The sequence below is a fragment of the Komagataeibacter xylinus genome, assembly GCF_009834365.1.
Lineage (GTDB): Bacteria > Pseudomonadota > Alphaproteobacteria > Acetobacterales > Acetobacteraceae > Komagataeibacter > Komagataeibacter xylinus_D.
Map to the genome: position 1 here is coordinate 3,288,891 of NZ_CP041348.1, position 24,003 is coordinate 3,312,893.

Consider the following 24,003-nt stretch of genomic DNA (forward strand, 5'->3'; position numbering starts at 1 on the left):
AACACGCGTCATCCCTCACACCCCTGCGCGGCACAAACCCGATCGGCATACGGATGCCATGTTCACTCACGCAGCCATTTTGTCATCCTGAAGTTCGTAAATGGCACATCGTGCTTAATCTACGGTTTAACCCCATCGCTCAAAAAAGAGGATGCCTCTGCGGTCAGGCGGGCTGCGGGACTCCTGATGTATTCAGCATCAAAACGCGTTTAACAACAGGAATATCCGTGTCACAGCAGGCGACGTATATTTTGCACCACATCATGGCGGACACGCTCGGCAAGGGCAGAGGGCAACAGGTCGAAGCCATGCACCGCATTTGCATAGACAATGAGGTCGGTCGGCACGCCCGCCTGCCACAGGCGATGGGCAAAGGCCACATCTTCATCACGAAACAGGTCCAGCGCGCCAGTAACGATGAACGTTGCTGGCAACCCGGACAGGTCGCGCATGAAAGCAGGCGACAGATAACCAAATCGCGGATCATCAGCCGCCAGCTCTCCCCGCACGGCAGACCATGCGTGCTGGTTCTGGGCGCGCGTCCATACGAATTCCCCTGTCATGGGATCATCGCAAGGGGCATCCACCCCGCCTGTACGCAGGTCCAGCATCGGGTAGATCAGGACCTGCGCGCGCAGTCTTACCTTGCCACGATCACGGGCCAGAAGGGCCGTGGCAGCCGCCAGGCACCCTCCTCCACTATCGCCCATGACCATGACGCGATCAGGATCAATACCCAGTGTGGCTGCATGGCCGTGCAGCCACACCAGAGCGGCATAGACATCTTCCAGCCCACCGGGGAAAGGCGTCTCGGGTGCAAGCCGGTAATCAACCGAGACGATCAGGGCCTCTGTCTGCGCTGCCAGCCGGGCGAGCATGCCGGCCTGCATGTCGGGCGTGCCCGCAATCATGCCACCGCCATGGACATAGAGAATGGCCGGCATCGCTCCCCTATTTTCTGACGGCCGGAACATGATGACCCGAACATCGGGCGCCCCATCCGGCCCCGGAACCAATCGTGCCTCGTAATCGACCGATCCGGATTTCAGGAGAGCCGTTGTTCCCTTCACCAGATCATGGCGGAATGCCTCAAGATCGCCCCGCCCGGGACCAAAGGATGGAAACAAAGCCACCTTGTCACGCTGCTCTGCGTCGACCAGACCAAGGGTAGTCATAAGGCGAACTCTCCATCTCTCTTACCAATAAAGGCGATCATAGAGAGCCATTTCCCAGGGCGACAGTGGTCCTTGCAACACATTGAATTGTCCACAGCCCGGCACAAACCCGCTACAGGTTCAAAATGGTTGCAGGCACCATTATTGCCGGATTTTTCCAATCGCCCTCAAACCAAGGCCACAGATAAACATCATAATGACACCCAGCGGAACCAGCCACGTAAAAGCGATTGTCGCGCCATAAGGGTGCCAGAACATCATGAGGCCGCAGACCGTAACAACAGTCATGACGAAAGCAGGCAGAACCTCCCGCGTGAGCGCGTGCCTGCTGAACATGGCAAACACAAAAGCCCCCAGCATCGCCCCGTAAGAGCATGACGCCACCGACAGCCCGAATACAACCGCAGGCCCATGACTATGGGCAAATGCCAGTGCGGCAAGAACGAGCACCGCAGCCCACAGCAGGGTCACCAGACGGGCGAACGCCAGCGCCGACAGGCCTATCCGGCGCGCCAGTGCGCGGCAGGGCGTGGCAAAATCCAGCACTGTCGCGCTGGTCATGGCATTGAGCGTGGCGGACAGCGAACCCATGGTCGCGCTCAGCAGGCCTGCAATCAGCAACCCGGCCAGTCCCGGTGGCAGGTCATGCACGATAAAGGCAGGGAACAGCGCATCCGATGTCTGCAGCCCCATTGCAGAGAGCGGTTTTTCATCATTGCGCGCCCAGAGCAGCATGCCCACGAGCGACAGCATGGCAAACAGGCACCCGACCATGACGCCACTGCCAACCAGCGCCTTTCTGGCATCACGCAGGTTGCGGGCGGCCAGCACGCGCTGGACCAGCAACTGATCCGTGCCATGCGATGCCATGGCCATGATCGCTCCCCCGATCATGGCCGCACAAGGGGTATAGGGATCAAGGAAATAGCGGGGAGATTTGTGGAACAGGTGGAACCTGTTGGAATGGCGCAGCGCATGGATCTGCAGGTCTGTGGCATGATGGTACAGCAACCCCAGACAGACCGCCGTTCCCACTCCGTAGACGGCAAGCTGTATGGCATCGGACCACACAACGGCCCGCAGCCCGCCAGACAGCGTGTAAAACAGCGTGAGGCCCATAATGAGCAGCATGATCACCCATTGCGGCAGGGGAAAATTCATGGATGCCAGGATGGCTGCAACCGGCAGCATGCCTGCAAACAGCCTGATCCCCTCCGCCAGCACGCGCATGACCAGAAACGTGGCCGATACGGTACGCTCCATCGCCTCCCCGAACCGATGGCCCAGATACTGGTAGACACTGCTGACCTGACCGGAAAAATAACGTGGCAGAAACAGCCATGCGACAAGCGCGCGGCCAATGACATACCCCACCGCCAGCCCCACGAACACCATGCCGCTACCATAAGCGATGCCGGGTATGCTGATGATGGTGAGGGTCGAGGTTTCGGTTGCGACAAGAGACAGGCAGATCACCCACCACGACAGGTTATGGCCACCGCCAACATAGGTGGAAACGGAATTCTGCCGCCCCGACAGGGCGAATGCAATGAATGGCAGGGTCAGGCAATAGATGCAGATAATAGCGATGTCGATTGCGGACATACCGGTTCCATCGTGTCAGAAAGGCCGATCATATGACCGGATTAATACCATATGAAAGCCAGAAAATATTCGGTATCGAAACATATTTCTGTATCCATGCGACTAAAATCTACAATCTGGCATGTTTTTTTCACTGAATTTGAAAGATATTTTGCATTTCTCCCCCGTCACACGCGCCTCCACGCCGGTCTTTATCAAAACGGATCGTTGTCACTGCAGGGGCGTAATGGTATTATTCCTGTATCAGGCATCTGGCATGCCGTCTGTTAACGGACCCTTTGCACATGCATGTTTTTCCGGTCGGCACCCGGCTGAAGCGCCGCCATGTCCTGATGCTGGCCGGTGCCGCAACGGTTACGGCCTGCGCGCCCCATGCGCGTGGCGCCCGCCACACCGGCCCCGACATGAGCGGCGTGGACCGCAGGCTGCAGCAGGCCGTGACCCAGGGCGAAACGCCAGGGGTTGTCTGCGCCATCGGTCACGATCGGCAGATCGTGCATCGGGCCGTATATGGCAGGCGCGCTGTCACTCCCGCGGCCGAACCCATGACGTGGGATACGGTATTCGACATGGCATCCCTGACCAAGGCGGTCATCACCGCGCCCAGCGTCATGCAGTTGTGGGAACAGGGTCGGTTCAGGCTGGATGATCCTGTCTCGCGTTATCTGCCGCAATTCGCGGCGGCTGGCAAAGCCACCATTACCATCCGGCACCTGCTGACCCATTATTCCGGCCTGCCGCCCGATCTGGACCTCAAGCATCCATGGCAGGGGCGCGATGCCGCGTTCCGCCTGACCATGGCTGCTGCCCCTTCACAGCCGCCCGGCAGGAGCTTCATCTACAGCGACATCAATTTCATCACGCTGGGTTTTCTGGTTGAAAAACTCTCGGGCATGACGCTCGATGCCTATGCCACGCGTTTCATCCTGACCCCGCTGGGCATGCGGCAGTCACGTTTCCTGCCGCCTGAAACATGGCTGCCACGCATTGCCCCCACCCAGCCGGATGAAAACGGCCAGATGCTGCGCGGGCAGGTGCATGATCCCTCCGCCCGCCGTATGGGGGGCGTGGCCGGGCATGCGGGCCTGTTTTCCAACGCGGATGACATGTGCCTTTATGCGCAGGCGCTGCTCGACCGGCGCGCAGGCAGGCCCTCAGCCTACCCGCTGCAACCCCGAACCCTCATGCTCATGACAACCGCGCAGCAGCCGGAGGGAAAATCCGACCTGCGCGGGCTGGGATGGGACATTTCCACGCATTATTCCTCCGTCCGGGGGGACAGGTTTCCCCTCGGCTCCTTCGGGCATACCGGCTTTACCGGCACCTCGCTGTGGCTTGACCCCGGCAGTGACAGCTATGTCCTGATCCTGACCAGCCGCCTGCACCCTGCAGGCCACGGCAATGTCGTGCGCCTGCGCCACGATGTGGCCACCGCAGCAGCCCTTGCCCTCATCCCGCAGCAGGGGTGAGCCACTTCGCATCCCCCTTCCCTCCCGGAGTTGATGGTATATGACACAACACAGCCGCGCCCCCATCCTGCCCATCACCACAGAAGGGCAGGACCCACGCTATGCGGATGTAGATGTGTGGCCCGTGGCGTCCGTGCTGGATGCGCTGGTGGAATCACAGTTGAGCGCCATTGCCGCCGTGCGCGCCGCGACACCGGAACTTGAGCGCGCCGTCAATACCGCCCTGCCGCGCCTGCTGGCGGGGGGGCGACTGTTCTATGTGGGTGCCGGCACATCAGGGCGGATCGGCATGCAGGACGGGGTGGAACTGCTGCCCACCTTCGGCTGGGCGCCAGAACGGCTCGTGCTGCTGCTGGCGGGTGGAAATGATGCCATCTATCAGGCAGCGGAAGGGGCTGAAGACCGCGAGGACATGGCGCGGACAGACATCCTTGCCCACAATCCCGGCCCTGATGATGTGGTACTGGGCATCGCGGCAAGCGGTTCTACGCCCTATACCTGCGCGGCTGTTGCGGCCGCGCGCGCGGCGGGCAGCCTGACCATTGGCATCGCCTGCAATCGTGGCAGCAGGCTAACAGATGTCGCGGATCTGGGCATTACCGTGGTGACAGGGCCGGAAGTCATTTCCGGGTCCACCCGGCTCAAGGCGGGCACGGCGCAGAAAGCCACCCTCAATCTGATTTCCACCACGCTCATGATCCGCATGGGCCATGCCTATCGGGGGCAGATGGTGGATATGCGGGTGGTCAACGCCAAGCTGCGCCAGCGGGCCTGCCGCATGGTTTGCAACCTGAGCGGCAGCACCGAACAGCAGGCCCTGAGCGCGCTTGAGGCCACGCGGTTCAATGTCAAACGTGCTGTCATGATCTGTTCCGGCATTCCCACTGACCAGATCGAACCACTGCTTGTAGCCCATGATGGCAACCTGCGTTCGATCCTTGGGCAGGTGCATGGGCCCGATGAAGGGTAGCATGACACCGGAACAGCTTTTTACGGCACTGACCCCCAGCCCGCATGACAGGAAGCCCCTTTACCTGCAGGTAGGCGACCGGTTGCGTGACATCATTGCCAGCGGCGCGCTCAAACGCGGTGATGCCATGCCCCCCGAGCGTGAACTGGCAGAGCGGACCGGAGTCTCGCGCGTGACCATCCGCAAGGCATTTGCCGAACTGGTCGGCGCAGGGTTTCTGAGCCAGAAGCCCGGGGCGGGTACGTTCGTATCAGGCCGGAACGAACAGCCCCTTTCCGTCCTCCAGGGCTTTTCGGAAGATATGCACGCGCGCGGGTATGAACCCGGCTCGATCTGGCTGGACCGGCATGTAGCACGTACAAGCCCGGATGAGGCCATGGCACTGGGTATAGCGCCCACAGCCCGTGTCATGCGCCTCAAACGGATCCGGACGGCCAATGGTCGGCCCCTGGCGGTCGAGACAGCCGTCATTCCGGCGCATTATCTGGATGACCCCGACAGCGTGGGAAGCTGCTTTTATGCCGTGCTCAGGGAACGTCATCTTCTGCCGGTCAGGGCGCTGCAGCGCATCCGTTCACGTCTGGCTCTGGTTCATGAAGCCGAACTGCTGCATCTCGAGCCCTCCAGCGCCATACTGGATATTGAAAGGCGATCCTTCCTGCCCGACGGGCGGGTGCTTGACGTCACATTCTCATCCTATCGTGCCGACCTTTATGATGTCGTGATGGAACTCAGAACTGCGGAAATACAGGCATGAATCGTATGCTCACGGTCATTGGCCTTATGAGCGGCACGTCGCTTGATGGGGTAGATGCTGCTGTCATCCGCACGGATGGTGAGCGGATTGAAGGATTTGGGCCGGATCTGAGCCTGCCCTATCCGGCCGCCCTGCGCCAGCGTGCCCGAAAAATTCTGGATGCAGCCCCTGCTCTCTCCCCGCACGACCCGGAACTGAAAGCCGTAGAGCACGAGATAACCCGGCACCATGTTGATGCGGTACTGCAGCTTCAGGCTCTTGTGCCAAAGGTCGATCTGATCGGTTTTCATGGCCAGACCATCCTGCATGACCCTGCTCACCACCGCACATGGCAGATCGGGGATGCGCAGTTTCTGTCACACGCAACGGGGCTGGCTGTCATCCATGATTTCCGCAGCGCTGATATCGCAGCCGGTGGCGAAGGCGCGCCGCTGGTGCCATGGTTTCACGCTGCCCTGCTGCAAGGCGTGCCCCGACCGGTCGCGGTGCTGAATATCGGGGGGGTTGCGAATGTAACGCTGGTTGATGCGGACGGCACGATCCATGCCTGTGATACCGGCCCGGGCAACGCCCTGCTTGATGACTGGGCCCTGCGCCATACCGGCACGGCATGTGACGTGGATGGAAGACTGGCCGCGATGGGCACGGTCAGCCAGACGATTGTGGAAGACCTGCTGGCTGATCCCTATTTTGCCCGCCCTGCCCCGAAATCGCTGGACCGGCAGACATTCGCTGCGGCACTCGACCGGGTAGCGGGCTGCACGCCAGCGGATGGGGCGGCCACGCTTGCCGCTTTTAGCGTTGAAGCCATTCGGCGCACGCCCCTGCCCACGCGGCCGGCGCACTGGTATGTCTGTGGTGGCGGGCGGCATAATCCCGTTCTCATGCACGCAATGCGGACAACGCTCGGGGCTCCGGTCGAACCCGTTGACAGCCTTGGCTGGAACGGGGACGCGCTTGAGGCGCAATGTTTCGGTTTTCTTGCCGCACGCAGCGTGCGCAGCCTGCCGCTATCAGCGCCCACCATTACGGGGGGGCCCGATAACCTGCCCGGCGGCCGCCTGACCTGCGCGGGCCTTATGCCCGTGCCCTCATGGATATGTAAAACCGGGGCAGCGTAACCTGAACAGCCCCGGCTCTACCGGTCAGAGCAATCCCGATACCGCAGCCTGAGCGCTGAACAGATCTTTCTCCGGTAAGTCCGGGAGCTGTTCAATTATCAACATGAAAGCAGCGGCCGCTGTCGTTATTGAGCTTGTCCGGTCGAAAGTGGACGGGTCGGGCAGGCTTGGCTCATGCCGAGGCCCTTTAGGGATTGTTATATTATAACGTAACATATAGGTTTGGCGGATCGCAACCGAATGAATGGTATCCGTCATGCGCGAAAGACTTCCGGTAACAGTTCTTTCCGGCTTTCTGGGAGCTGGAAAGACGACGCTTCTCAACCACGTGCTCAATAACCGCGAGGGCCGGAAAGTCGCGGTGATCGTCAATGACATGAGCGATGTGAACATTGATGCGGACCTGGTGCGCGAGGGCAGCGATCTGTCCCGAACGAACGAAACGCTTGTGGAGATGAGCAATGGCTGCATCTGCTGCACGCTGCGTGATGATCTGCTGCTGGAAGTAAGGCGCCTCGCGGAAGAAGGCCGCTTCGATTACCTGCTGATTGAATCGACAGGAATTGCGGAACCCCTTCCGGTTGCGGCGACATTCGAGTTCCGTGACGAGGCGGGCGAAAGCCTGTCTGACATCGCGCGGCTGGATACGATGGTAACGGTGGTCGATGCCGTCAACCTGCTGAAAGATTACGCTTCAACGGATTTCCTGCGCGATCGGGGCGAGACGGCAGGCGATGGGGACGACAGGGCGCTGGTTGACCTGCTGGTCGAGCAGATCGAGTTTGCCGATGTCGTGGTGCTGAACAAGGTCTCGAGTGCAACTGCGGCGCAGCGCAAGGCTACACGGCAGGTTATCCAGGCCCTGAACGCCGATGCGGATATTATCGAAACGGACCAGGGCGTCGTGCCCTGCACGCGCATTCTGGATACGCACCGCTTCGATTACGATCGGGCCCATAAACACCCGCTGTGGTACAAAGAGCTTTTCGAATTTCGGAATCATGTTCCCGAGACCGAGGAATATGGCATTCACACCTTTGTCTGGCGCGCCCGCCGCCCGCTGGTACCAGAACGGTTCAAGGCTTTTATCGACCCTGCGTGGCCGGGCGTGATCCGGGCGAAGGGCCATTTCTGGCTGGCGACCCGCCCGCAATGGGTGGGTGACCTGGGGCAGGCCGGTGCACTCGTGCGCACGCAGGCCATGGGGCGCTGGTGGGTGACAATACCCAAAAACCAGTGGCCGGAGAGTGATGAATGGCGGGACCTGATCCTGTCGAAATGGCACGCGGTTTATGGGGACCGCCGGCAGGAAATCGTGTTTATCGGCACACCGGAGATGGACGATACTGCCCTTCGCGCGGCTCTGGATGCCTGCCTTGTACCGGAGCTTGATCTGGAGCGGTTTGACCCGCTGCTGTTTGCCCATCTGCCTGACCCATTCCCGGCCTGGGGGAACGGAGAAATGGCGGATGCGTAGGCTGGCGGATAACGAGCGGACCTTACGGCACGAGATGTGGCGGCGGTATGAGGGTAATGACTGGGCAGCCTTTGACGCGCTTCCCGCAGCAATCCGCAAACGGGTGGCAGCGCATGCCTATGATGCCTGGTCGGTCAATGTGATGATGCTGTGGCAGCATTATAAAAGGCTCTATGGCCGCACGACGCGCGCCGAGCGGGCACTGATCCGGTATCTTGACTATTGCGAGAGGTTGGAACGGGAAGCTTTTGCGTCACGCTACAGCGAAGCCTACGGCATGGACCTGCCTCATGATGCAGCACGTGTGACAGTTCTGAGATCAAATTGACATCTCACCACCATATGCGGCTTTGATCCATTTCTGTGTGTGTCTCCATCATATCCGGCGCGTGGTCCGCTTTCCGGCGTTGAGCGTATGGTCCGGCTGTCGGGAATGGCTGTTGTTGATTCTGCCTTACGGCCAGCGAGCATTATTTTTTTGATACATCAGGGGGATCTGGCCTGCGCGCAGATGTCATCCCTCATGGCTGCACCAATCAGGGGCTATCTCGGCAACTTTCCATCCTCGTTTACACAGTACGGAATACCGTCCTTTCGGGCAGGGCTACATACTGTCACAGGTCGCTTTCTCCACTGAAAAAACTTGCCTGATCACACCGCAACTTTCCCTTTACACACGCGTATAAGCGACTGGCAGCGTATCGCGGCATTCCATGCATCCGGCCGCAATATAGCAGGGGGCCTGCATGCCCCCTCATGAAGCCGCGACCGGTTATGACCTGTCAATGCGAACAGCATAATACAAATTGCCTCCGTTCAAAATAAAACGAAAAGAAACGGAATAGCCAGTTATGGAAAACATTTCCAACATATGGTCCATCTTTTCGTATGCCATGGTCATAGGAATACTGCTGGCTGGCATGCTTGGACTGTCCTCCATCACCGGCACAAGGCGAAACGGCAGGAGCATGGGCCGTTCCATGTCCCAGCCCTTTGAATCCGGCATCGTGCCCACGGGGTCGGCGCATCTGCGCCTGCCTGTACAGTATTATCTGGTGGCCATGTTCTTTGTTATCTTTGATGTCGAAACGGCCATTCTGCTGACATGGGCAACAGTTGTAACAGAAACGGGGTGGATCGGTTATGCCGCGGCCCTCGTCTTTACTGTCTTTTTGCTCATTTCTCTTGTCTATCTATGGCGTGCCGGAGCACTGGACTGGGGACCACGGGTCCATCTGCGCCAGGCAACGGATACGCAAAAGGATCATGCATGATGAACTGGTCCCTTTCCTCCCCCCATGCTGCCGGTAACACCCAACCGGCGCCCAGCTTCAGTGAGACTGTCCGCCGCAATCTTGTCATGGGCCGTTTGCAGGATTTTGTGGCATGGGGGCAGAAAAACTCCATCTGGCCGCTGAATTTCGGCCTGTCATGCTGTTATGTGGAAATGGCGACGGCGTTCACCAGCCGGTTCGATATTGCCCGCTTCGGTTCCGAAGTCCTGCGGGCCACGCCACGTGAAGCCGACCTGATCGTCATTTCCGGCACCGTGTTCGTCAAGATGGCTCCGGTCATCCAGCATCTGTACAACCAGATGCTGGAGCCACGATGGGTCATCTCCATGGGTTCATGCGCCAATTCCGGCGGCATGTATGATATTTACAGTGTCGTGCAGGGCGTGGACAGTTTCCTGCCGGTAGATGTGTACGTGCCCGGCTGCCCGCCCCGGCCCGAAGCATTGCTGGAAGGCCTGCTGCTGCTGCAGAAATCCATCGGCACGCAGCGCAGGCCCCTTAGCTGGCTGGTGGGCCCTCAGGGGGCTCAACCTGTAACACCCCCCAGCCTGCGCGATGAAAAACGCGCCGGGCGCCAGGCCATGCGCGACCTGCGCACGCCCGACGGGATCTGACGCCATGGCCACCCTTCTCTCTCCTGCGCGCGAACAGGGCCTTGCGGATATGATTTCGCATCATCTCCCCAATGGTTTACTGGCTACCCAGACTGCGCATGATGGCGTGCCCACCCTCTGGATTACGGCTGCTGACCTGCGCCCCGTCCTTGGCGCACTGAAGGCATCGGCCGCCGCATCCCTCATGCTGCTCGACCTGACCGCCATAGATGAACGTCAGCGCACCCACCGTAACGGACAGCCACAGGCCGCATTCACGGTCGTCTATCATCTGATCTCGCTTGCCACCCGCACGGATGAGGTACGGATCAAGGTGCCCCTTGGTGCAACTGCCCCTGCCCTTTCCAGCATCTGTGACCTGTGGCCGGGCGCCAACTGGTATGAACGCGAGGTCTGGGATCTGTTTGGCATTCACTTTCACAACCATCCCGACCTGCGCCGCATCCTGACCCCGCCCACATGGACCGGGCACCCCCTGCGCAAGGACCACCACGCCCGCGCCACAGAAATGCCGCCCTACAGCCTGACGGAAGAACACGAGGCACGCGAACAGGACGCCATGCGCTTTGACCCCGCCGCCTGGGGCATGCGGCGGCATAGTGACCACAGCGATTTCATGTTCCTCAACCTCGGCCCCAACCACCCCAGCGTGCATGGGGTCTTCCGCATCATGCTGCAGCTTGAAGGCGAGCGGATTGTCGATGCCGTGCCCGATATCGGCTTTCACCACCGCGGCGCGGAAAAAATGGGCGAACGCCAGTCCTGGCACACCTACATCCCCTATACCGACCGGGTGGACTACCTCGGCGGGGTGATGAACAATTTCCCTTACGTGATGGCGGTCGAGACACTGGCCGGGATTACCGTGCCGCCACGCGCGCAGATGATCCGCGTCATGCTGGCGGAACTGTTCCGCATTGCCAGCCATCTCGTCTTTTACGGCACTATGGCGCAGGATGTGGGGCAGCTTTCGCCGGTGTTCTACATGTTTACCGACCGCGAGCGCGTATTCGGCATCATCGAGGCGATCTGTGGCTTTCGCATGCATCCGGCATGGTTCCGCATCGGGGGCGTGGCCATGGACCTGCCCGATGGCTGGCAGGGCCTGATCCGCGCCTTTGTGCACGACCTGCCGGGGCGGCTGGATGAATACGACGCGATGGTCATGCGCAACCCCATCTTCCGCGCCCGGACGAAGGGAATTGGCGCCTACAGCACGGCGGAAGCCATTGAATGGGGTGTTACCGGCCCGGGCCTGCGCGCCACAGGGCTGGCATGGGATTACCGCATGCATGCGCCCTATGCCTGTTACGACCAGCTTGAATTCGACATTCCCACCGGCACCCATGGCGACTGTTACGACCGGATCGCCGTGCATGTGGAAGAAATACGCCAGAGCCTGCGTATCATCCGCCAGTGCGTGGACAACATGCCCGCAGGCCCGGTCAAGGCGGATCACCCGCTGACAACGCCGCCACCCAAGGCGCGGACGATGCATGACATCGAAACGCTGATCCACCATTTCCTCAGCGTAAGCTGGGGGCCAGTCATTCCACCGGGGGAGGCACGGGCCAGCATCGAAGCCACGAAAGGCGTAAACACCTATACGCTTGTCAGCGATGGCGGCACCACGTCATACCGCACCCGCATCCGCACGCCATCCTTTGCCCACCTGCAGATGATCCCGCTGCTCAGCCGCGGCATCATGATCGCGGACCTGATCGCGATCCTGGGCAGCATTGATTTCGTCATGGCCGATGTTGACCGTTGAAAATCCCCTCCCCGTCCCCATGCGGAGGGAAATCCTTGCTCTCGCGGCGCAGGAACTGCACCCGCGTGGGGCGGGTGTCGCGGCACTCAGGCTGGTGCAGGCCCGCTTTGGCTGGGTCAGCACCACGCATCTGCGCGAGGTGGCTGTCCTGCTGGGCATGTCGGCCGATGATCTGGATGGTGTCGCCACCTATTTCAACCTGCTGTTCCGCAGGCCGGTCGGGCGGCATGTCATCATGCTGTGTGACAGCGTTTCATGCTGGATCATGGGGCGCGAACCCCTATGCGCCCATCTGTGCCGGAAACTGAACATAAGGCCCGGCGAAACCACGGCGGATAACGCCATTACCCTGCTGCCCACGGTCTGTATCGGGCATTGCGACCACGCCCCGGCCATGCTGGTGGACAACACCCTGCATGGAGACGTGGACACGACCACCCTCGACCACCTGATCGACACGCTGAGGGACACGCCATGACACCCCCTTCCGAACGGCCCCTGACCGCCATGATCGACCCTGCCGCAGGGCCACCGGACTGTACAGCGTATGAACACAATGGCGGCTGGCAGGCCACGCGCAAGGCATTGAGCAGCCTTGCCCCGGCCGAGATCATTGACATGGTAACACGCTCAAAACTGCGCGGGCGGGGGGGCGCAGGCTTCGGGACCGGGCAGAAATGGAGCTTCGTGCCGAAGGAACCCGCAACGGATCGCCGCAAATACCTGATCGCCAATGCCGATGAGATGGAGCCGGGAACCTTCAAGGACCGCTGGCTGCTCGAAGGTAATCCCCTGCAACTGATCGAGGGCATGATCCTTGCGGCCTACGGCGTGCAGGCTAGGCATGGCATCGTTTTCCTGCGTGGGGAATATGATCTGGCCCGCACCCGCCTGCACCGCGCGATCGGGGAAGCACGGCAGCAGGGCTGGCTGGGCGAGAATATCCTGGGCTCCGGCTTCAGTTTCGACATCCACGTCCATTCCAGCGCCGGGCGCTACATATGCGGCGAGGAAACCGCCCTGCTGACCGCGCTGGAAGGCCGCCGGGCCACACCGCGCAGCAAGCCGCCCTTTCCCCAGACCGGCGGCCTGTGGGGCGCGCCAAGCGTGGTGAACAATGTCGAGACACTGTGCAACCTGCCCCACATCATCGCCAACGGGCCGGAATGGTTCGCGGGCCTCGGGCTGGGAGAGGATGGTGGCACCAAGATCTATGGTGTCAGCGGCCGGGTGGCGAAACCGGGCGCATGGGAGCTGCCCATCGGCACGCCGCTGCGCCAGATCATTGAGGAGCATGCGGGCGGCATGCGCGCGGGCTACCGGCTGCGCGCCCTGTTGCCCGGCGGGGCATCCACCGCTTTTCTCGACGCAGACGCCATCGATGTTGCGATGGATTACGGGTCGGTGGAAAAGGCCGGCAGCAGGCTTGGCACCGGCATGGCCATCATTCTCGATGACCGGACCTGTCCCATCGGCATGATCCGCAACCTCGAACATTTCTTTGCACAGGAATCATGCGGGTGGTGCACCCCGTGCCGTGACGGGTTGCCATGGGTGGAGCGCCTGCTCGATGCGATAGAGGACGGAACAGGACAGGAGGAGGACATGGACCAGCTTGGCCGCCATGCCCGCATGCTCGGCGCTCCGGGCCGGACCTTCTGCGCCCATGCGCCGGGGGCTATGGCGCCTCTTGCCAGCGGGCTCAAGCTTTTTGCCGCCGATTTTGCAGCCCATATACAGCAGGGCCGCTGCCCGCAGCGGGAGGGAGCGCGACCATGACCTCCATCCGCATTGATGGCAGGGACTGCCCCACCCGCACCGGCATCAACCTGCTGCAGGCCTGCCTGGAAGCGGGGGCCAACCTGCCCTATTTCTGCTGGCATCCCGAACTCGGCTCCGTAGGCGCGTGCCGCCAGTGCGCCATCAAACAGTTCAGCGGGCCCGATGACACGAAGGGCCGCATCGTGATGGCCTGCATGACCCCCGTCAGCGAAAACACCATCATATCCATCGACGACCCGGAGGCCCGCGACTTCCGCGCCAGCATCATCGAATGGATGATGGTCAACCATCCCCATGACTGCCCGGTGTGCGAGGAAGGCGGCGAGTGCCACCTGCAGGACATGACGGTCATGACCGGGCACAACACCCGCCGCTACCGCTTCACGAAACGGACCCACCGCAACCAGGACCTCGGGCCATTCGTGAAGCACGAAATGAACCGCTGCATCGCCTGCTACCGCTGCGTGCGCTTCTACCGTGATTACGCGGGCGGGGACGATCTGGCGGTCTTTGCATCACATGACAACGTATATTTCGGCCGTGCCGAAGATGGCACGCTGCAGAACGCCTTCAGCGGCAACCTGGTGGAAATCTGCCCGACCGGCGTATTTACCGACAAACCCTTTTCCACCACCTACACCCGCAAATGGGACATGCGTGGCGCGCCCTCGGTCTGTGTTCATTGCGCGGTGGGCTGCAACACCATTGTCAATGCACGCGAGGAAACCCTGCGCCGCGTTCTCAACCGCTACAATACGGATGTCAACCGCTACCTGCTGTGCGACCGGGGCCGGTTCGGCCACGGTTTTGTCAACGCGCCGACACGTATCCGCACGCCCCTGCGCGGCATGGGCGGACAGCAGGTGTCCATTCCCGTGACGGATGCCCTGACAGCCTTCGCACGTATGGCGGCACAGGGGCGGATCGTGGGGATCGCCTCCTCGCGCGCTGCACTCGAGACCTGTTTCAGCCTGCATGCGCTGGTGGGGCCGCAGCATTTTTCTACCGGCCAGACGCAGCACGAACAGGACTGTGCGGAACTGGCCCATACCCTGCTCACCCGGCATCCCGGCGCCCTTCCCACCTTGCATGAAATGGAAAGTGCCGATGCCGTTGTGGTGCTGGGCGAGGATGTATGCACCACCGCTCCCCGACTTGGCCTGTCGCTGCGGCAGTCGGGGCGGCAGGCTTCCCTCCATACGGCGGATGATGCAAAAGTGCCGCGCTGGATGGATGCGGCGGTGCGCACGCTGGGGGCCGAATGCCCATCCGCCCTGCATGTGCTGACACCCGCGCCAACCGGCCTGGACGATGTGGCCGCACAGGCCCTTCGCGCCGCGCCAGATGATATCGCCCGGCTGGGCTTTGCCATCGCCCACGCGATCGATCCTGCCGCCCCGCCGGTTACGGACCTGTCGCAGGACGACACGCAGCTTGCCGCGCGCATTGCGCATGCGCTCATGTCAGCGCGCAGGCCGCTGGTCGTATCGGGCATGCAGTATGGCTCTCGCCCGCTTATGCAGGCCGCCGCCGGCATTGCCGCAGCCCTTGCGCGCACCACGCCTGAAGCAGGCCTGTCGCTGGTGCTGCCTGACTGCAACAGCATGGGACTGGCCATGATGGGAGGGCTGCCGCTGGAAACGGTGATGGAACAGGCACGGGCGGGCGAAATTTCCACCCTGATCATTGCGGAAAATGACCTGACCCGCCACCTCTGCCCATCGGATGTAGCGGCACTGGTAGCGGCAGTTCCCGATATTGTCGTGATCGACCATACCGCAACACCGCTATGCGAGCAGGCCAGTCTTGTGCTGCCCGCCAGTGCCTTCAGCGAATGCAGCGGCACGCTGGTCAGCCAGGAAGGCCGGGCGCAACGCTTTTTTCAGGCGGTTTTTCCTCCAGCCCCCATCCAGACCGGCTGGCGCTGGATGCAGGCGCTGGCCCGCAGCCTTGACCCGTCCACGCTCCATATAACGGGGCTGACTGGCTGGCGGGATCTCGATGATGTCCTTGCTGCACTCGGGGAGGCATTCCCCCCTCTTGCCCCTGCGGCACAGGCCGCACCGGGGGCGGATTACCGTATGGATGGCCAGAAACTGCGCAGCCAGACCTACCGCGCCAGCGGGCGGACCGTCATCCGTTCCTTCATTAACGTGCGCGACCAGCCACCACCCCTCAGCCCGGACACCCCGTTCAGCAGTTCCATGGAAGGGGCCTTTGGGCCGGACATGCCTGGCCCGCTGGTTTCGGGCTATCAGGCGCCCGGATGGAACTCGGTTCAGGCGCTCAACCGTTTCCAGCATGAAATCGGCGGCCCGCTGCGTGGGGGCGCAGTTGGCATCCGCCTGTTACCCTGCGCCAGCCGTGATGACACAAACCCGCCGCCCTATGCCTGCGTCACGGATATTCCCGCCCCCTATGCGGCACGGGTGGATAGCGTTCTGGTGCTGCCCGATACGCGTCTGTTTGGCAGTGAGGAACTGAGCCTGCTCTCTCCGCCCGTCATGGCGCGCGCAACCGCGCCAGCGCTGGGCCTGCCTGCCAGCATGGCGACGTCAGGCCGCATGGTGCTGCATCTGGATGACGGACCACACGTTCTGCCCGTGGAACCCGTGCCCGGATTGCCCGCGGGCCTTGCCCTGTGCCCGGCGCACATGGTGGCACGCGCGTTGCATTTCCCCCGCATGGCCCGGCTGGACATGGTGCCCGATGAGGGAGAGCGGTCATGACATATGCAGCCATTTTCACCATCATTCTCACGCCAGTTATCATTCTTGGGCTCGCCACCGTGCTGACATGGGTCGAACGCCGCCTGCTGGGGTTGTGGCAGGACCGGTATGGCCCCAACCGTGTGGGGCCGGGCGGCATGTTCCAGGCCGTGGCGGATGGCACCAAGATCCTGTTCAAGCAGGACTGGATACCCCCTTTTGCCGATCGGAGCATATTTGTCGCGGCACCTGCCATCGGCATGATGACGGTCCTGCTGTCCTTTGCCGTCATTCCGGTCACGATGGGCATGGGCATTGCGGGCGACATGAATGTCGGGCTGCTGTTCGTTCTCGGCATGATGGGGCTCGGAGTCTATGCGGTGGTGCTGGCCGGGTGGTCATCCAACAGCAAGTATGCGCTGCTGGGTGGCATGCGGGCGGCAGCGCAGATGATCAGCTATGAAGTCTTCATGGGACTTTCCCTGCTGGGCGTGGTCATGATGGCCGGGTCGTTCAACCTGCGCGCCATCGTGGCAGCACAGGCGGGGCTGTGGTTCATCATTCCGCAATGTCTGGGCTTTGGCGTGTTCATGCTGGCCGGTATTGCGGAAACACACCGCCTGCCCTTTGACCTGCCCGAAGGGGAAAACGAACTCGGCGCGGGGTTCCATACCGAATATTCGGGCATGAAGTTCGGCATGTTCTTCATTGCCGAATATGCCGGCATCGTTCTGGTCTCAAGCCTTGTTACCACGCTTTACCTTGGTGGCTGGCGCGGGCCGTTCCTGCCCCCTGCCATGTGGTTCACGCTCAAGACCGGGGTCATGGTGATATTTTTCATTCTGCTGCGTGCAGGCCTGCCCCGCCCGCGTTACGACCAGTTGATGGCGCTGGGCTGGAAGGTCCTGCTGCCGCTTTCCCTGTTCAATGTCATGGCAACCGGAACCATCCTCATGCTGCGCGCGTCTTGATGACACGCCTGATGCAAAGGCATCTCCCATGCTTGATACCCTGCGCACCCTGTTCCTGACGGCGCTGCATGCTTTCCACCGGCGTGCGACCGTGCAGTATCCCGAACAGCAGCCCTACCTGCCGCCACGCTATCGCGGGCGGATCATCCTGTCACGCGAGCCCGATGGGGCGGAGCGGTGTGTTGCGTGCAACCTGTGCGCCGTAGCCTGCCCGGTGGACTGCATAAGCCTGCAGAAAACCGAAGCCGACGGGCGGTGGTACCCGGAATATTTCCGCATCAACTTCTCACGCTGCATTTTCTGCGGTTTTTGCGAGGAAGCCTGCCCCACCTATGCCATACAGCTCACGCCCGATTTTGAAATGAGCGAATACGCGCGCCCCAACCTCGTTTATGAAAAGGAAGACCTGCTGATAAGCGGGACCGGCAAATATCCCGATTACAGTTTCTACCATGTTGCAGGCATTCCCGTTCCCGGCAAGCCGCGTGGCGCGTCCGAACACGAACGCCCGCCGGTCGATCTCCACTCCCTGCTGCCGTAACCCCCATGCATACCCTGGCCCTTCTCGCCGCTGGCGTGGCCCTTGTGGGGGCGATCATGGTCATTACCCGGCGGGTTGCCGTGCATGCGGTGCTGTACCTGGTCGTGACGCTGCTCGCGCTGGCGGCGGTGCTGGTCATGCTGGGGGCGTCCTTCGCCGCAATGCTGGAGATCATCATCTATGCCGGCGCGATCATGGTGCTGTTTGTATTCGTGATCATGATGCTCAACCTGGGCCAGACAGACAGCGCGCGTGAAAAGCAATGGCTGCGCCCGCGCGCATGGTGCGGACCGGGAATTCTGGCCACCATCGTGTGTGCGGAACTGCTTTATTGCCTCAGCCCGCTATCCGGGCCTGAGCCCGCTCTCACACCCGTTACGGCGCATGATGTGGGGCTGAGCCTGTTCGGTCGTTACGTGCTGGTGGTCGAACTGGTGTCGTTCCTGCTGCTGGCCGGTCTGGTCTCGGCCTTTTACATCGGGCGCAACCGGGCGGGAGGGCACTGACATGCCTGTCTTTTCCTTCAACGATACCCTGCTGCTGGCCACAGCCCTGTTTTCGGTCGGGCTGGCAGGCGTTCTGGTCCGGCGCAACATGGTGTTCATGCTGATGTCGCTGGACATCATGCTCAATGCCACAGCCCTCGTATTCGTGGGCGCAGGCGCGCGGTGGCATGATGCGACAGGACAGGTGATGTTCGTGCTGATCCTGGCCCTCGCCGCGGTGGAAACGGCGGTGGGGCTTGCCATCATCGTGTGCCTGCATGGCCGGGGGCGCCCCACTCTGGATGCCGATACTGGCAACCTTATGGAGGGATAGGACCATGGCACCCTTCCTGATCTCCCTCCTTATCCTCTGTCCGCTTGCTGCGTCCCTGCTTGCATTCATGTCGGCCCGGCGCATGGGCGCGCGCGGTATCGGGCTGGTTGCCTGCACCGGGGTGGGAAGTTCCGCCGTCGTCAGCATCATCCTGTCCGTCATGCTCCTGTCCGGGCCGGTGACAGGCGTATTGCAGGTGACGCTGTGGCCATGGATGCATATGCCCGGATTTTCAGCGGATATCGCCTTCATGCTGGACCGGGTTTCCATGATCATGATCCTGATCGTCACGGTCGTGGGATTGCTGATCCATATCTATGCTGCCCGTTACATGCGCGACGACCCCGGAATTGCACGCTTTTTTGGCTGCATGACCCTGTTCGTGGCGTTCATGCTGGTGGTGGTGCTTGCATCCGACCTGCTGTGCCTGTTTATCGGGTGGGAAGGCGTGGGGCTGTGCTCCTATCTGCTCATCGGGTTCTGGTATGACGATGCTGCCAATACCGCCGCCGCCCGCAAGGCCTTTTACATGACACGCATGGGAGATGTGGCATTGCTGTGCGGCCTGCTGCTGCTGGCAACCGCAACGGGGGGTTCCCTGCGCATCGGAACCGTGCTGGTGGCAGTTGCGAACGGGCAGCTTGCCCCGTCTGGCGTCAACATGGCGGCACTTTTCATACTGGTGGCGGCTCTTGCCAAATCGGCGCAGATCCCTTTCCAGACATGGCTGCCAGATGCCATGGCAGGGCCGACACCAACCTCCGCCCTGATCCATGCCGCCACGATGGTGACGGCCGGTATCTATCTGATCGCACGGCTGCATGATCTGTTTGCCATGGCGGTACCCGTCATGGCGCTGACGGCCGTGCTCGGGGCGCTGACACTGCTCATGGGGGCATGCACGGCGCTGGTGCAGTCCGATCTCAAGCGTATCCTTGCCTGGTCCACGATCAGCCAGCTTGGTTACATGTTTCTTGCCCTTGGGTGCGGGGCATGGCAGGCGGCGCTGTTTCATCTGATGACCCATGCCTTCTTCAAGGCGCTGCTTTTCCTGACGGCGGGCGCCATCATCATGCGCGCCCATCATGAACAGGATATTTTCCGTCTCGGCGGCCTGCGCCACACCATGCCGGGACTGACCACAGCCTTTGTTGCAGGCGCATCCTCGCTGGCTGGTCTGCCACTGGTCACGGCCGGGTTCTACAGCAAGGAAATGATCCTGTCGGGTGTATGGCCCGCCCATTTCAACCTGACGCATGGATGGACCCTGAGCGGGCCCCCATTATGGGGGATGGCCCTGCTGGGGGCCTTCCTGACCGCGCTTTATATTTTCCGCTGCGTATTCATCGTCTTTTGCGGGAAAGCGGGAACCGGGACTGCGGGCCGGACATCACGTCTCATGAGCATTCCGCTGGGCTGTCTCTGCGTTCTCTCCCTGTGCGGCGGCGTTATTGAAATGCCCGATACACTGCCTTCCCTGCACCTGTTGCGTGCCCTGCTGGATCCGACAGCAGTGCTGTCGCATGCGCATCAGCCTGGCTGGCTTGTGCTGGCAGGCGCAGGGGTGCCGCTTGCCGGGCTTGGGGTTGCATGGGTGTTGTGGGGGCGTTCTTCGCCTGTCATGCGCGAAATACCCGGGCAGGCACCCGTTATCCGTCCTGGCCGCACGGGCCGGGGCATGGATGCGCTGTATCACTATGTGTTCGTGCAGCCCTTTTGCCTGCTGGCATGGCTGACGCGGCTTGATATCCTCAATCATGCCGTTACCGGAACAGGGCTGTTAATACAGGCGGCCAGCGCCCGAATGTTCAGGGTACGGGCCGATTTTCTGGGCATGCTGGCCATACAGGCAACCCGCCTGATCAGATGGGCGGGTCATCTGCCGGGGCTGCTCCACAATGGCCGCGTGCGATGGTATGCGGCATGGATCGCAGGCGGCCTGTGCGCGGGTCTTGCCATGGCGGTGCTGTCATGAACCCCCTGCCCGCCCTTGTACTGCTGCCTCTCATGGGTGGGGTTCTGGCCTGGGTGGCCGGGCGCATGCGGCACCCTGTCAACCCCTCCACGCACCATGCATCATGGTGGGTGGTGCTTGCGACCCTGAGCGTGGAAACACTGATACTCGTCATGGTCACATTCGCCCATCGTGCCCATGCGGGGCCATGGCTGGAGCATTTTTCCATGCCATGGATCCCGGCCATGGGCATTGCGGTCAGGCTGGACATGGACGGTCTTTCCCTATCGCTGATCTGGCTTTCGCTTATCCTGTGCTTTGTGTGCCTGTTCCTTGCCACACGTCAGGTCACGGCCCATGTCGGGGCATTCCATTTCCTGTTCCTTGCAACCCTTGCGGGCATTATCGGAACCTTCCTGGCGACCGACCTGTTTGTGTTCTTCTTTTTCTGGGAACTGATGCTGGTGCCGATGTTCGTGCTGATTGCCGCATGGGGGCATGAGGACAGGCAGCGCGCCGCCATGAAGTTTTTCATGTTCACGCAGGGCAGCGGACTGCTCATGCTGCTTTCCATACTGGGTCTGGTCATTGCGCATGACCGGCAGACCGGCGTGCTGACATTCGACATCTTCGCGCTGGCCCGGACTCCGCTCTCTCCTGCCCTTTCCATGCTGCTCATGCTGGGGTTCTTCACCGCCTTCGCCGTCAAGCTCCCGGTCGTGCCGGTGCATGTCTGGCTGCCCGATGCCCACACGCAGGCACCCACGGCAGCCAGCGTGCTGCTTGCGGGTATCCTGCTCAAGACCGGGGGGTATGGCATGATCCGCTTCAATGTCATGCTGTTTCCCGATGCAGCCAGCCATTTCGCGCCCATTGCCATGGGGCTTGGCGTTGCCGGCATCCTGTACGGGGCGTGGCTGTCATGTGCGCAGGATGATGTCAAACGCCTGATCGCCTACAGCAGCATCAGCCATATGGGCTTCGTGCTGCTTGGCATCTTTAGCGGTTCAGCCATGGGCATGCAGGGAGCGATCATGCAGATGCTGGCCCACGGATTGGGCACGGCAGCCCTTTTTGTGATTGCAGGCGCCATTCAGGACCGGCTGCATACACGCGACATGAATCGGATTGGCGGGTTGTGGGCAGCCATGCCGCGCCTGTCCGGCACGGGACTGTTCTTTGCCGTGGCATCACTTGGCATGCCGGGACTGGGTAATTTTACCGGCGAGTTCCTTGTCCTGCTGGCGACATGGCATGTCAGCCCGGCCACCGCGACGCTGGCGGCCATAGGGCTTGTTCCTGCCGCCATTTATGCGCTGCGCATGGTCAACCGCATATTTCTGGCAGCCCCCCGGGCAGGCCTGCCTTCGCTGGAGGACTTTCCGCTCCGGCATATGGCGGTTCTGGCCTGCGTCATGACCTTCCTGATCATGCTGGGCCTGTATCCACAGCTTTTCAGGACATTTTCCGCCCCATCCCCCCTGTCCGTTACGGCCAGCCAGGAGGATCACGCGCCATGACCGGGCATGATGTTTTCCTGCCAATGCCACTGATGGTGGTTTCTTTAGGCATCATGATCATGCTTGCTGCTACGGCGTGGCGGCGTTCGGTAGAGCGCAGCTTTGTGGGTGGCATGGTGTCACTGCTGCTGGCCCTTGCGGTCATGGGGCACCATACGGGCAGAATGCCTGATACGGGTGGCAGCCTGTTCATTCAGGACCGGTGGACAGGCTATACAGCCATCCTGATCATATTTTCCAGCCTGTGCATCCTGCTCATGGCATGGCGGGATGCGGGGCATGACCGAACCACGCTGGTGGATGAATATCCCCTGCTGTTCATGCTGGGCACGCTTGGCGCGCTGGCCATGGTATTCAGCGCAAATTACATGTCCTTTTTCCTGGGGCTGGAAATACAGGGCATCTCTCTCATAGGGCTTGCGGCCTTCCGGCACCGCTCCTTCATGCAGGGGTGCGAAGCGGCGATGAAATACCTGATCCTGTCCGGGGTTTCTTCCGCCATTCTCCTGTTCGGTATCGGTCTGGCCTATAGCATTACGGGATCACTGCGGTTCATGGCCCCTATCGTGGCCGGGGATCTGCCTGCCGCCCTGCCCGTTGCCGCCACGGTCATGATCCTTGTCGGCATGTTCTTCAAACTTTCTGCCGTGCCCTTCCATATGTGGCTGCCTGACGTAATGGAGGGCGCACCCGTTCCTGTAGCGACGTTTTTGGCCGTGGTCTCTAAAATTGCAATATTCTCGTCGCTTGTGCGCTATTTCGGCACGGGAGACCAGCCGCCCTTTTTCGATGACATCCTGTCTGTCGTCATTACCCTGACCATTCTGGGCGGCAACCTGCTTGCATTGCGCCAGACCAGCCTCATACGCCTTCTGGCCTGTTCATCCATTGCGCATGTGGGGTATCTCCTGATTGCTTTTCTCTGCCCCGGCCACCTGCAATCGGGGGCCATCACCTTTTATCTTCTGGCCTATACCGCCAGTACATTGGGCGTTTTTGCCACCATCACCGCCTTTGCCATACATGAAGGACCGGATGGCACGGCTATCATGCAGTGGAAGGGACTGTTTTTCAGGCGCCCGTTTCTGGCTTCGGCCATGTCGCTCATGCTGCTTTCGCTTGCGGGTATTCCGCCAGGCATCGGCTTTTTTGCCAAGTTCGAAATCGCGGCAACCGGCGTTGAATACCCGCGTGGCCTGCTGCTGTGCGTACTCATGATCGGCAGTATTATCGGGTTGTATTATTACCTGAACATCATCCGTATGATGATGGCAGCCCCCTCTTTACCATCCCCCCGCCTCAACCGGCACGCCCGCCCGGAACTGACGGCGCTTGTCATCGTTCTGAGCATGATCGTGGTCATCGGAGGGCTTTTACCCGCCCGTGCCATCCATTCGCTTCTGCCTGCCCCCACCGTCCCGCCTGCAGTGCAGGACAGGATGGCGCCTTGACGG

The 24,003-nt window shown here is 61.2% G+C and carries 22 protein-coding genes and 1 pseudogene; 19 read left to right on the top strand and 4 right to left on the bottom strand.

Going from position 1 to position 24,003, the window contains the following annotated elements:
• Positions 1-230: 230 nt before the first annotated feature.
• Both FMA36_RS15725 and FMA36_RS15730 read right to left on the bottom strand, forming a co-directional pair.
• The gene (locus tag FMA36_RS15725; protein WP_159263223.1) at positions 231-1,175 is read right to left on the bottom strand and encodes an alpha/beta hydrolase; all 945 of its coding nucleotides are present in this window, start codon (positions 1,173-1,175) and stop codon (positions 231-233) included.
• A gap of 141 nt (positions 1,176-1,316) precedes the next feature.
• Positions 1,317-2,780 carry a sodium:solute symporter gene (locus tag FMA36_RS15730; RefSeq protein ID WP_159263224.1) on the bottom strand — a complete coding sequence of 488 codons (1,464 nt, stop codon included), beginning with the start codon at positions 2,778-2,780 and terminating at the stop codon, positions 1,317-1,319.
• Positions 2,781-3,064: 284 nt separating this feature from the next.
• Between FMA36_RS15730 and FMA36_RS15735 the strand changes: the two genes are divergently transcribed.
• The 4 genes from FMA36_RS15735 to FMA36_RS15750 are packed head-to-tail and all read left to right on the top strand — an operon-like array spanning position 3,065 to position 7,097.
• On the top strand, positions 3,065-4,249 hold the full coding sequence (locus FMA36_RS15735) for a serine hydrolase domain-containing protein (RefSeq protein WP_159263225.1): 1,185 nt from the start codon (positions 3,065-3,067) through the stop codon (positions 4,247-4,249).
• 40 nt (positions 4,250-4,289) lie between these two features.
• Positions 4,290-5,219: an N-acetylmuramic acid 6-phosphate etherase gene (locus tag FMA36_RS15740; RefSeq protein WP_159263226.1), complete on the top strand. Its 930-nt coding sequence runs from the start codon at positions 4,290-4,292 to the stop codon at positions 5,217-5,219.
• Between the two features lies 1 nt (position 5,220).
• Complete coding sequence (locus FMA36_RS15745) at positions 5,221-5,976, top strand: GntR family transcriptional regulator (protein ID WP_159263227.1); 756 nt, start codon at positions 5,221-5,223, stop codon at positions 5,974-5,976.
• Complete coding sequence (locus FMA36_RS15750; RefSeq protein WP_167518040.1) at positions 5,973-7,097, top strand: anhydro-N-acetylmuramic acid kinase; 1,125 nt, start codon at positions 5,973-5,975, stop codon at positions 7,095-7,097. The genes FMA36_RS15745 and FMA36_RS15750 overlap by 4 nt, the downstream gene beginning before the upstream one ends.
• A 24-nt stretch (positions 7,098-7,121) precedes the next feature.
• On the opposite strand, the gene FMA36_RS15755 is transcribed toward FMA36_RS15750, so the two are convergent.
• A complete protein-coding gene (locus FMA36_RS15755; RefSeq protein ID WP_159263228.1) occupies positions 7,122-7,355 on the bottom strand; it encodes a hypothetical protein in 234 nt (77 codons plus the stop codon).
• On the opposite strand from FMA36_RS15755, the gene FMA36_RS15760 reads away from it, so the two are divergent.
• Positions 7,342-8,574 (top strand): GTP-binding protein, encoded by a 1,233-nt coding sequence (locus FMA36_RS15760; protein WP_159263229.1) that lies wholly within the window; start codon positions 7,342-7,344, stop codon positions 8,572-8,574. The genes FMA36_RS15755 and FMA36_RS15760 overlap by 14 nt on opposite strands.
• Complete coding sequence (locus tag FMA36_RS15765) at positions 8,567-8,902, top strand: DUF6525 family protein (RefSeq protein WP_159263230.1); 336 nt, start codon at positions 8,567-8,569, stop codon at positions 8,900-8,902. The genes FMA36_RS15760 and FMA36_RS15765 overlap by 8 nt, the downstream gene beginning before the upstream one ends.
• A gap of 5 nt (positions 8,903-8,907) precedes the next feature.
• On the opposite strand, the pseudogene FMA36_RS15770 reads toward FMA36_RS15765, so the two are convergent.
• Positions 8,908-9,036: pseudogene (locus FMA36_RS15770) on the bottom strand (IS5/IS1182 family transposase); the annotation flags it as partial.
• 389 nt (positions 9,037-9,425) lie between these two features.
• Here FMA36_RS15770 and FMA36_RS15775 point away from each other — a divergent pair.
• Genes FMA36_RS15775 through FMA36_RS15835 form a run of 13 tightly spaced genes read left to right on the top strand, consistent with a single transcriptional unit; the run spans position 9,426 to position 24,000 of the window.
• Positions 9,426-9,848, top strand: a complete 423-nt coding sequence (locus FMA36_RS15775) for an NADH-quinone oxidoreductase subunit A (RefSeq protein WP_159263231.1) — start codon at positions 9,426-9,428, stop codon at positions 9,846-9,848.
• Complete coding sequence (locus tag FMA36_RS15780; RefSeq protein WP_159264067.1) at positions 9,848-10,483, top strand: NuoB/complex I 20 kDa subunit family protein; 636 nt, start codon at positions 9,848-9,850, stop codon at positions 10,481-10,483. The genes FMA36_RS15775 and FMA36_RS15780 overlap by 1 nt, the downstream gene beginning before the upstream one ends.
• Positions 10,484-10,532: 49 nt before the next feature.
• Positions 10,533-12,254, top strand: a complete 1,722-nt coding sequence (gene nuoC, locus FMA36_RS15785) for an NADH-quinone oxidoreductase subunit C/D (RefSeq protein ID WP_240906592.1) — start codon at positions 10,533-10,535, stop codon at positions 12,252-12,254.
• Positions 12,241-12,732 (top strand): NADH-quinone oxidoreductase subunit NuoE, encoded by a 492-nt coding sequence (nuoE, locus tag FMA36_RS15790; RefSeq protein WP_159263233.1) that lies wholly within the window; start codon positions 12,241-12,243, stop codon positions 12,730-12,732. The genes nuoC and nuoE overlap by 14 nt, the downstream gene beginning before the upstream one ends.
• Positions 12,729-14,033, top strand: a complete 1,305-nt coding sequence (gene nuoF / locus FMA36_RS15795) for an NADH-quinone oxidoreductase subunit NuoF (RefSeq protein WP_159263234.1) — start codon at positions 12,729-12,731, stop codon at positions 14,031-14,033. Before nuoE ends, nuoF begins: the two co-directional genes overlap by 4 nt.
• Entirely contained in the window at positions 14,030-16,765 is a 2,736-nt protein-coding gene (nuoG, locus tag FMA36_RS15800) for an NADH-quinone oxidoreductase subunit NuoG (RefSeq protein ID WP_159263235.1), read from the top strand. The genes nuoF and nuoG overlap by 4 nt, the downstream gene beginning before the upstream one ends.
• Positions 16,762-17,715 (top strand): NADH-quinone oxidoreductase subunit NuoH, encoded by a 954-nt coding sequence (gene nuoH, locus FMA36_RS15805; protein WP_159263236.1) that lies wholly within the window; start codon positions 16,762-16,764, stop codon positions 17,713-17,715. The genes nuoG and nuoH overlap by 4 nt, the downstream gene beginning before the upstream one ends.
• A 28-nt stretch (positions 17,716-17,743) precedes the next feature.
• A complete protein-coding gene (gene nuoI / locus FMA36_RS15810) occupies positions 17,744-18,256 on the top strand; it encodes an NADH-quinone oxidoreductase subunit NuoI (protein WP_159263237.1) in 513 nt (170 codons plus the stop codon).
• A 5-nt stretch (positions 18,257-18,261) separates the two neighbouring features.
• Positions 18,262-18,762 carry an NADH-quinone oxidoreductase subunit J gene (gene nuoJ / locus FMA36_RS15815; RefSeq protein ID WP_159263238.1) on the top strand — a complete coding sequence of 167 codons (501 nt, stop codon included), beginning with the start codon at positions 18,262-18,264 and terminating at the stop codon, positions 18,760-18,762.
• A gap of 1 nt (position 18,763) precedes the next feature.
• Positions 18,764-19,075 (top strand): NADH-quinone oxidoreductase subunit NuoK, encoded by a 312-nt coding sequence (gene nuoK, locus FMA36_RS15820; RefSeq protein WP_159263239.1) that lies wholly within the window; start codon positions 18,764-18,766, stop codon positions 19,073-19,075.
• 4 nt (positions 19,076-19,079) lie between these two features.
• Complete coding sequence (gene nuoL, locus FMA36_RS15825; RefSeq protein ID WP_159263240.1) at positions 19,080-21,050, top strand: NADH-quinone oxidoreductase subunit L; 1,971 nt, start codon at positions 19,080-19,082, stop codon at positions 21,048-21,050.
• A complete protein-coding gene (locus tag FMA36_RS15830; protein ID WP_159263241.1) occupies positions 21,047-22,549 on the top strand; it encodes a complex I subunit 4 family protein in 1,503 nt (500 codons plus the stop codon). Before nuoL ends, FMA36_RS15830 begins: the two co-directional genes overlap by 4 nt.
• Complete coding sequence (locus tag FMA36_RS15835) at positions 22,546-24,000, top strand: NADH-quinone oxidoreductase subunit N (RefSeq protein WP_159263242.1); 1,455 nt, start codon at positions 22,546-22,548, stop codon at positions 23,998-24,000. The genes FMA36_RS15830 and FMA36_RS15835 overlap by 4 nt, the downstream gene beginning before the upstream one ends.
• Positions 24,001-24,003: the final 3 nt, after the last annotated feature.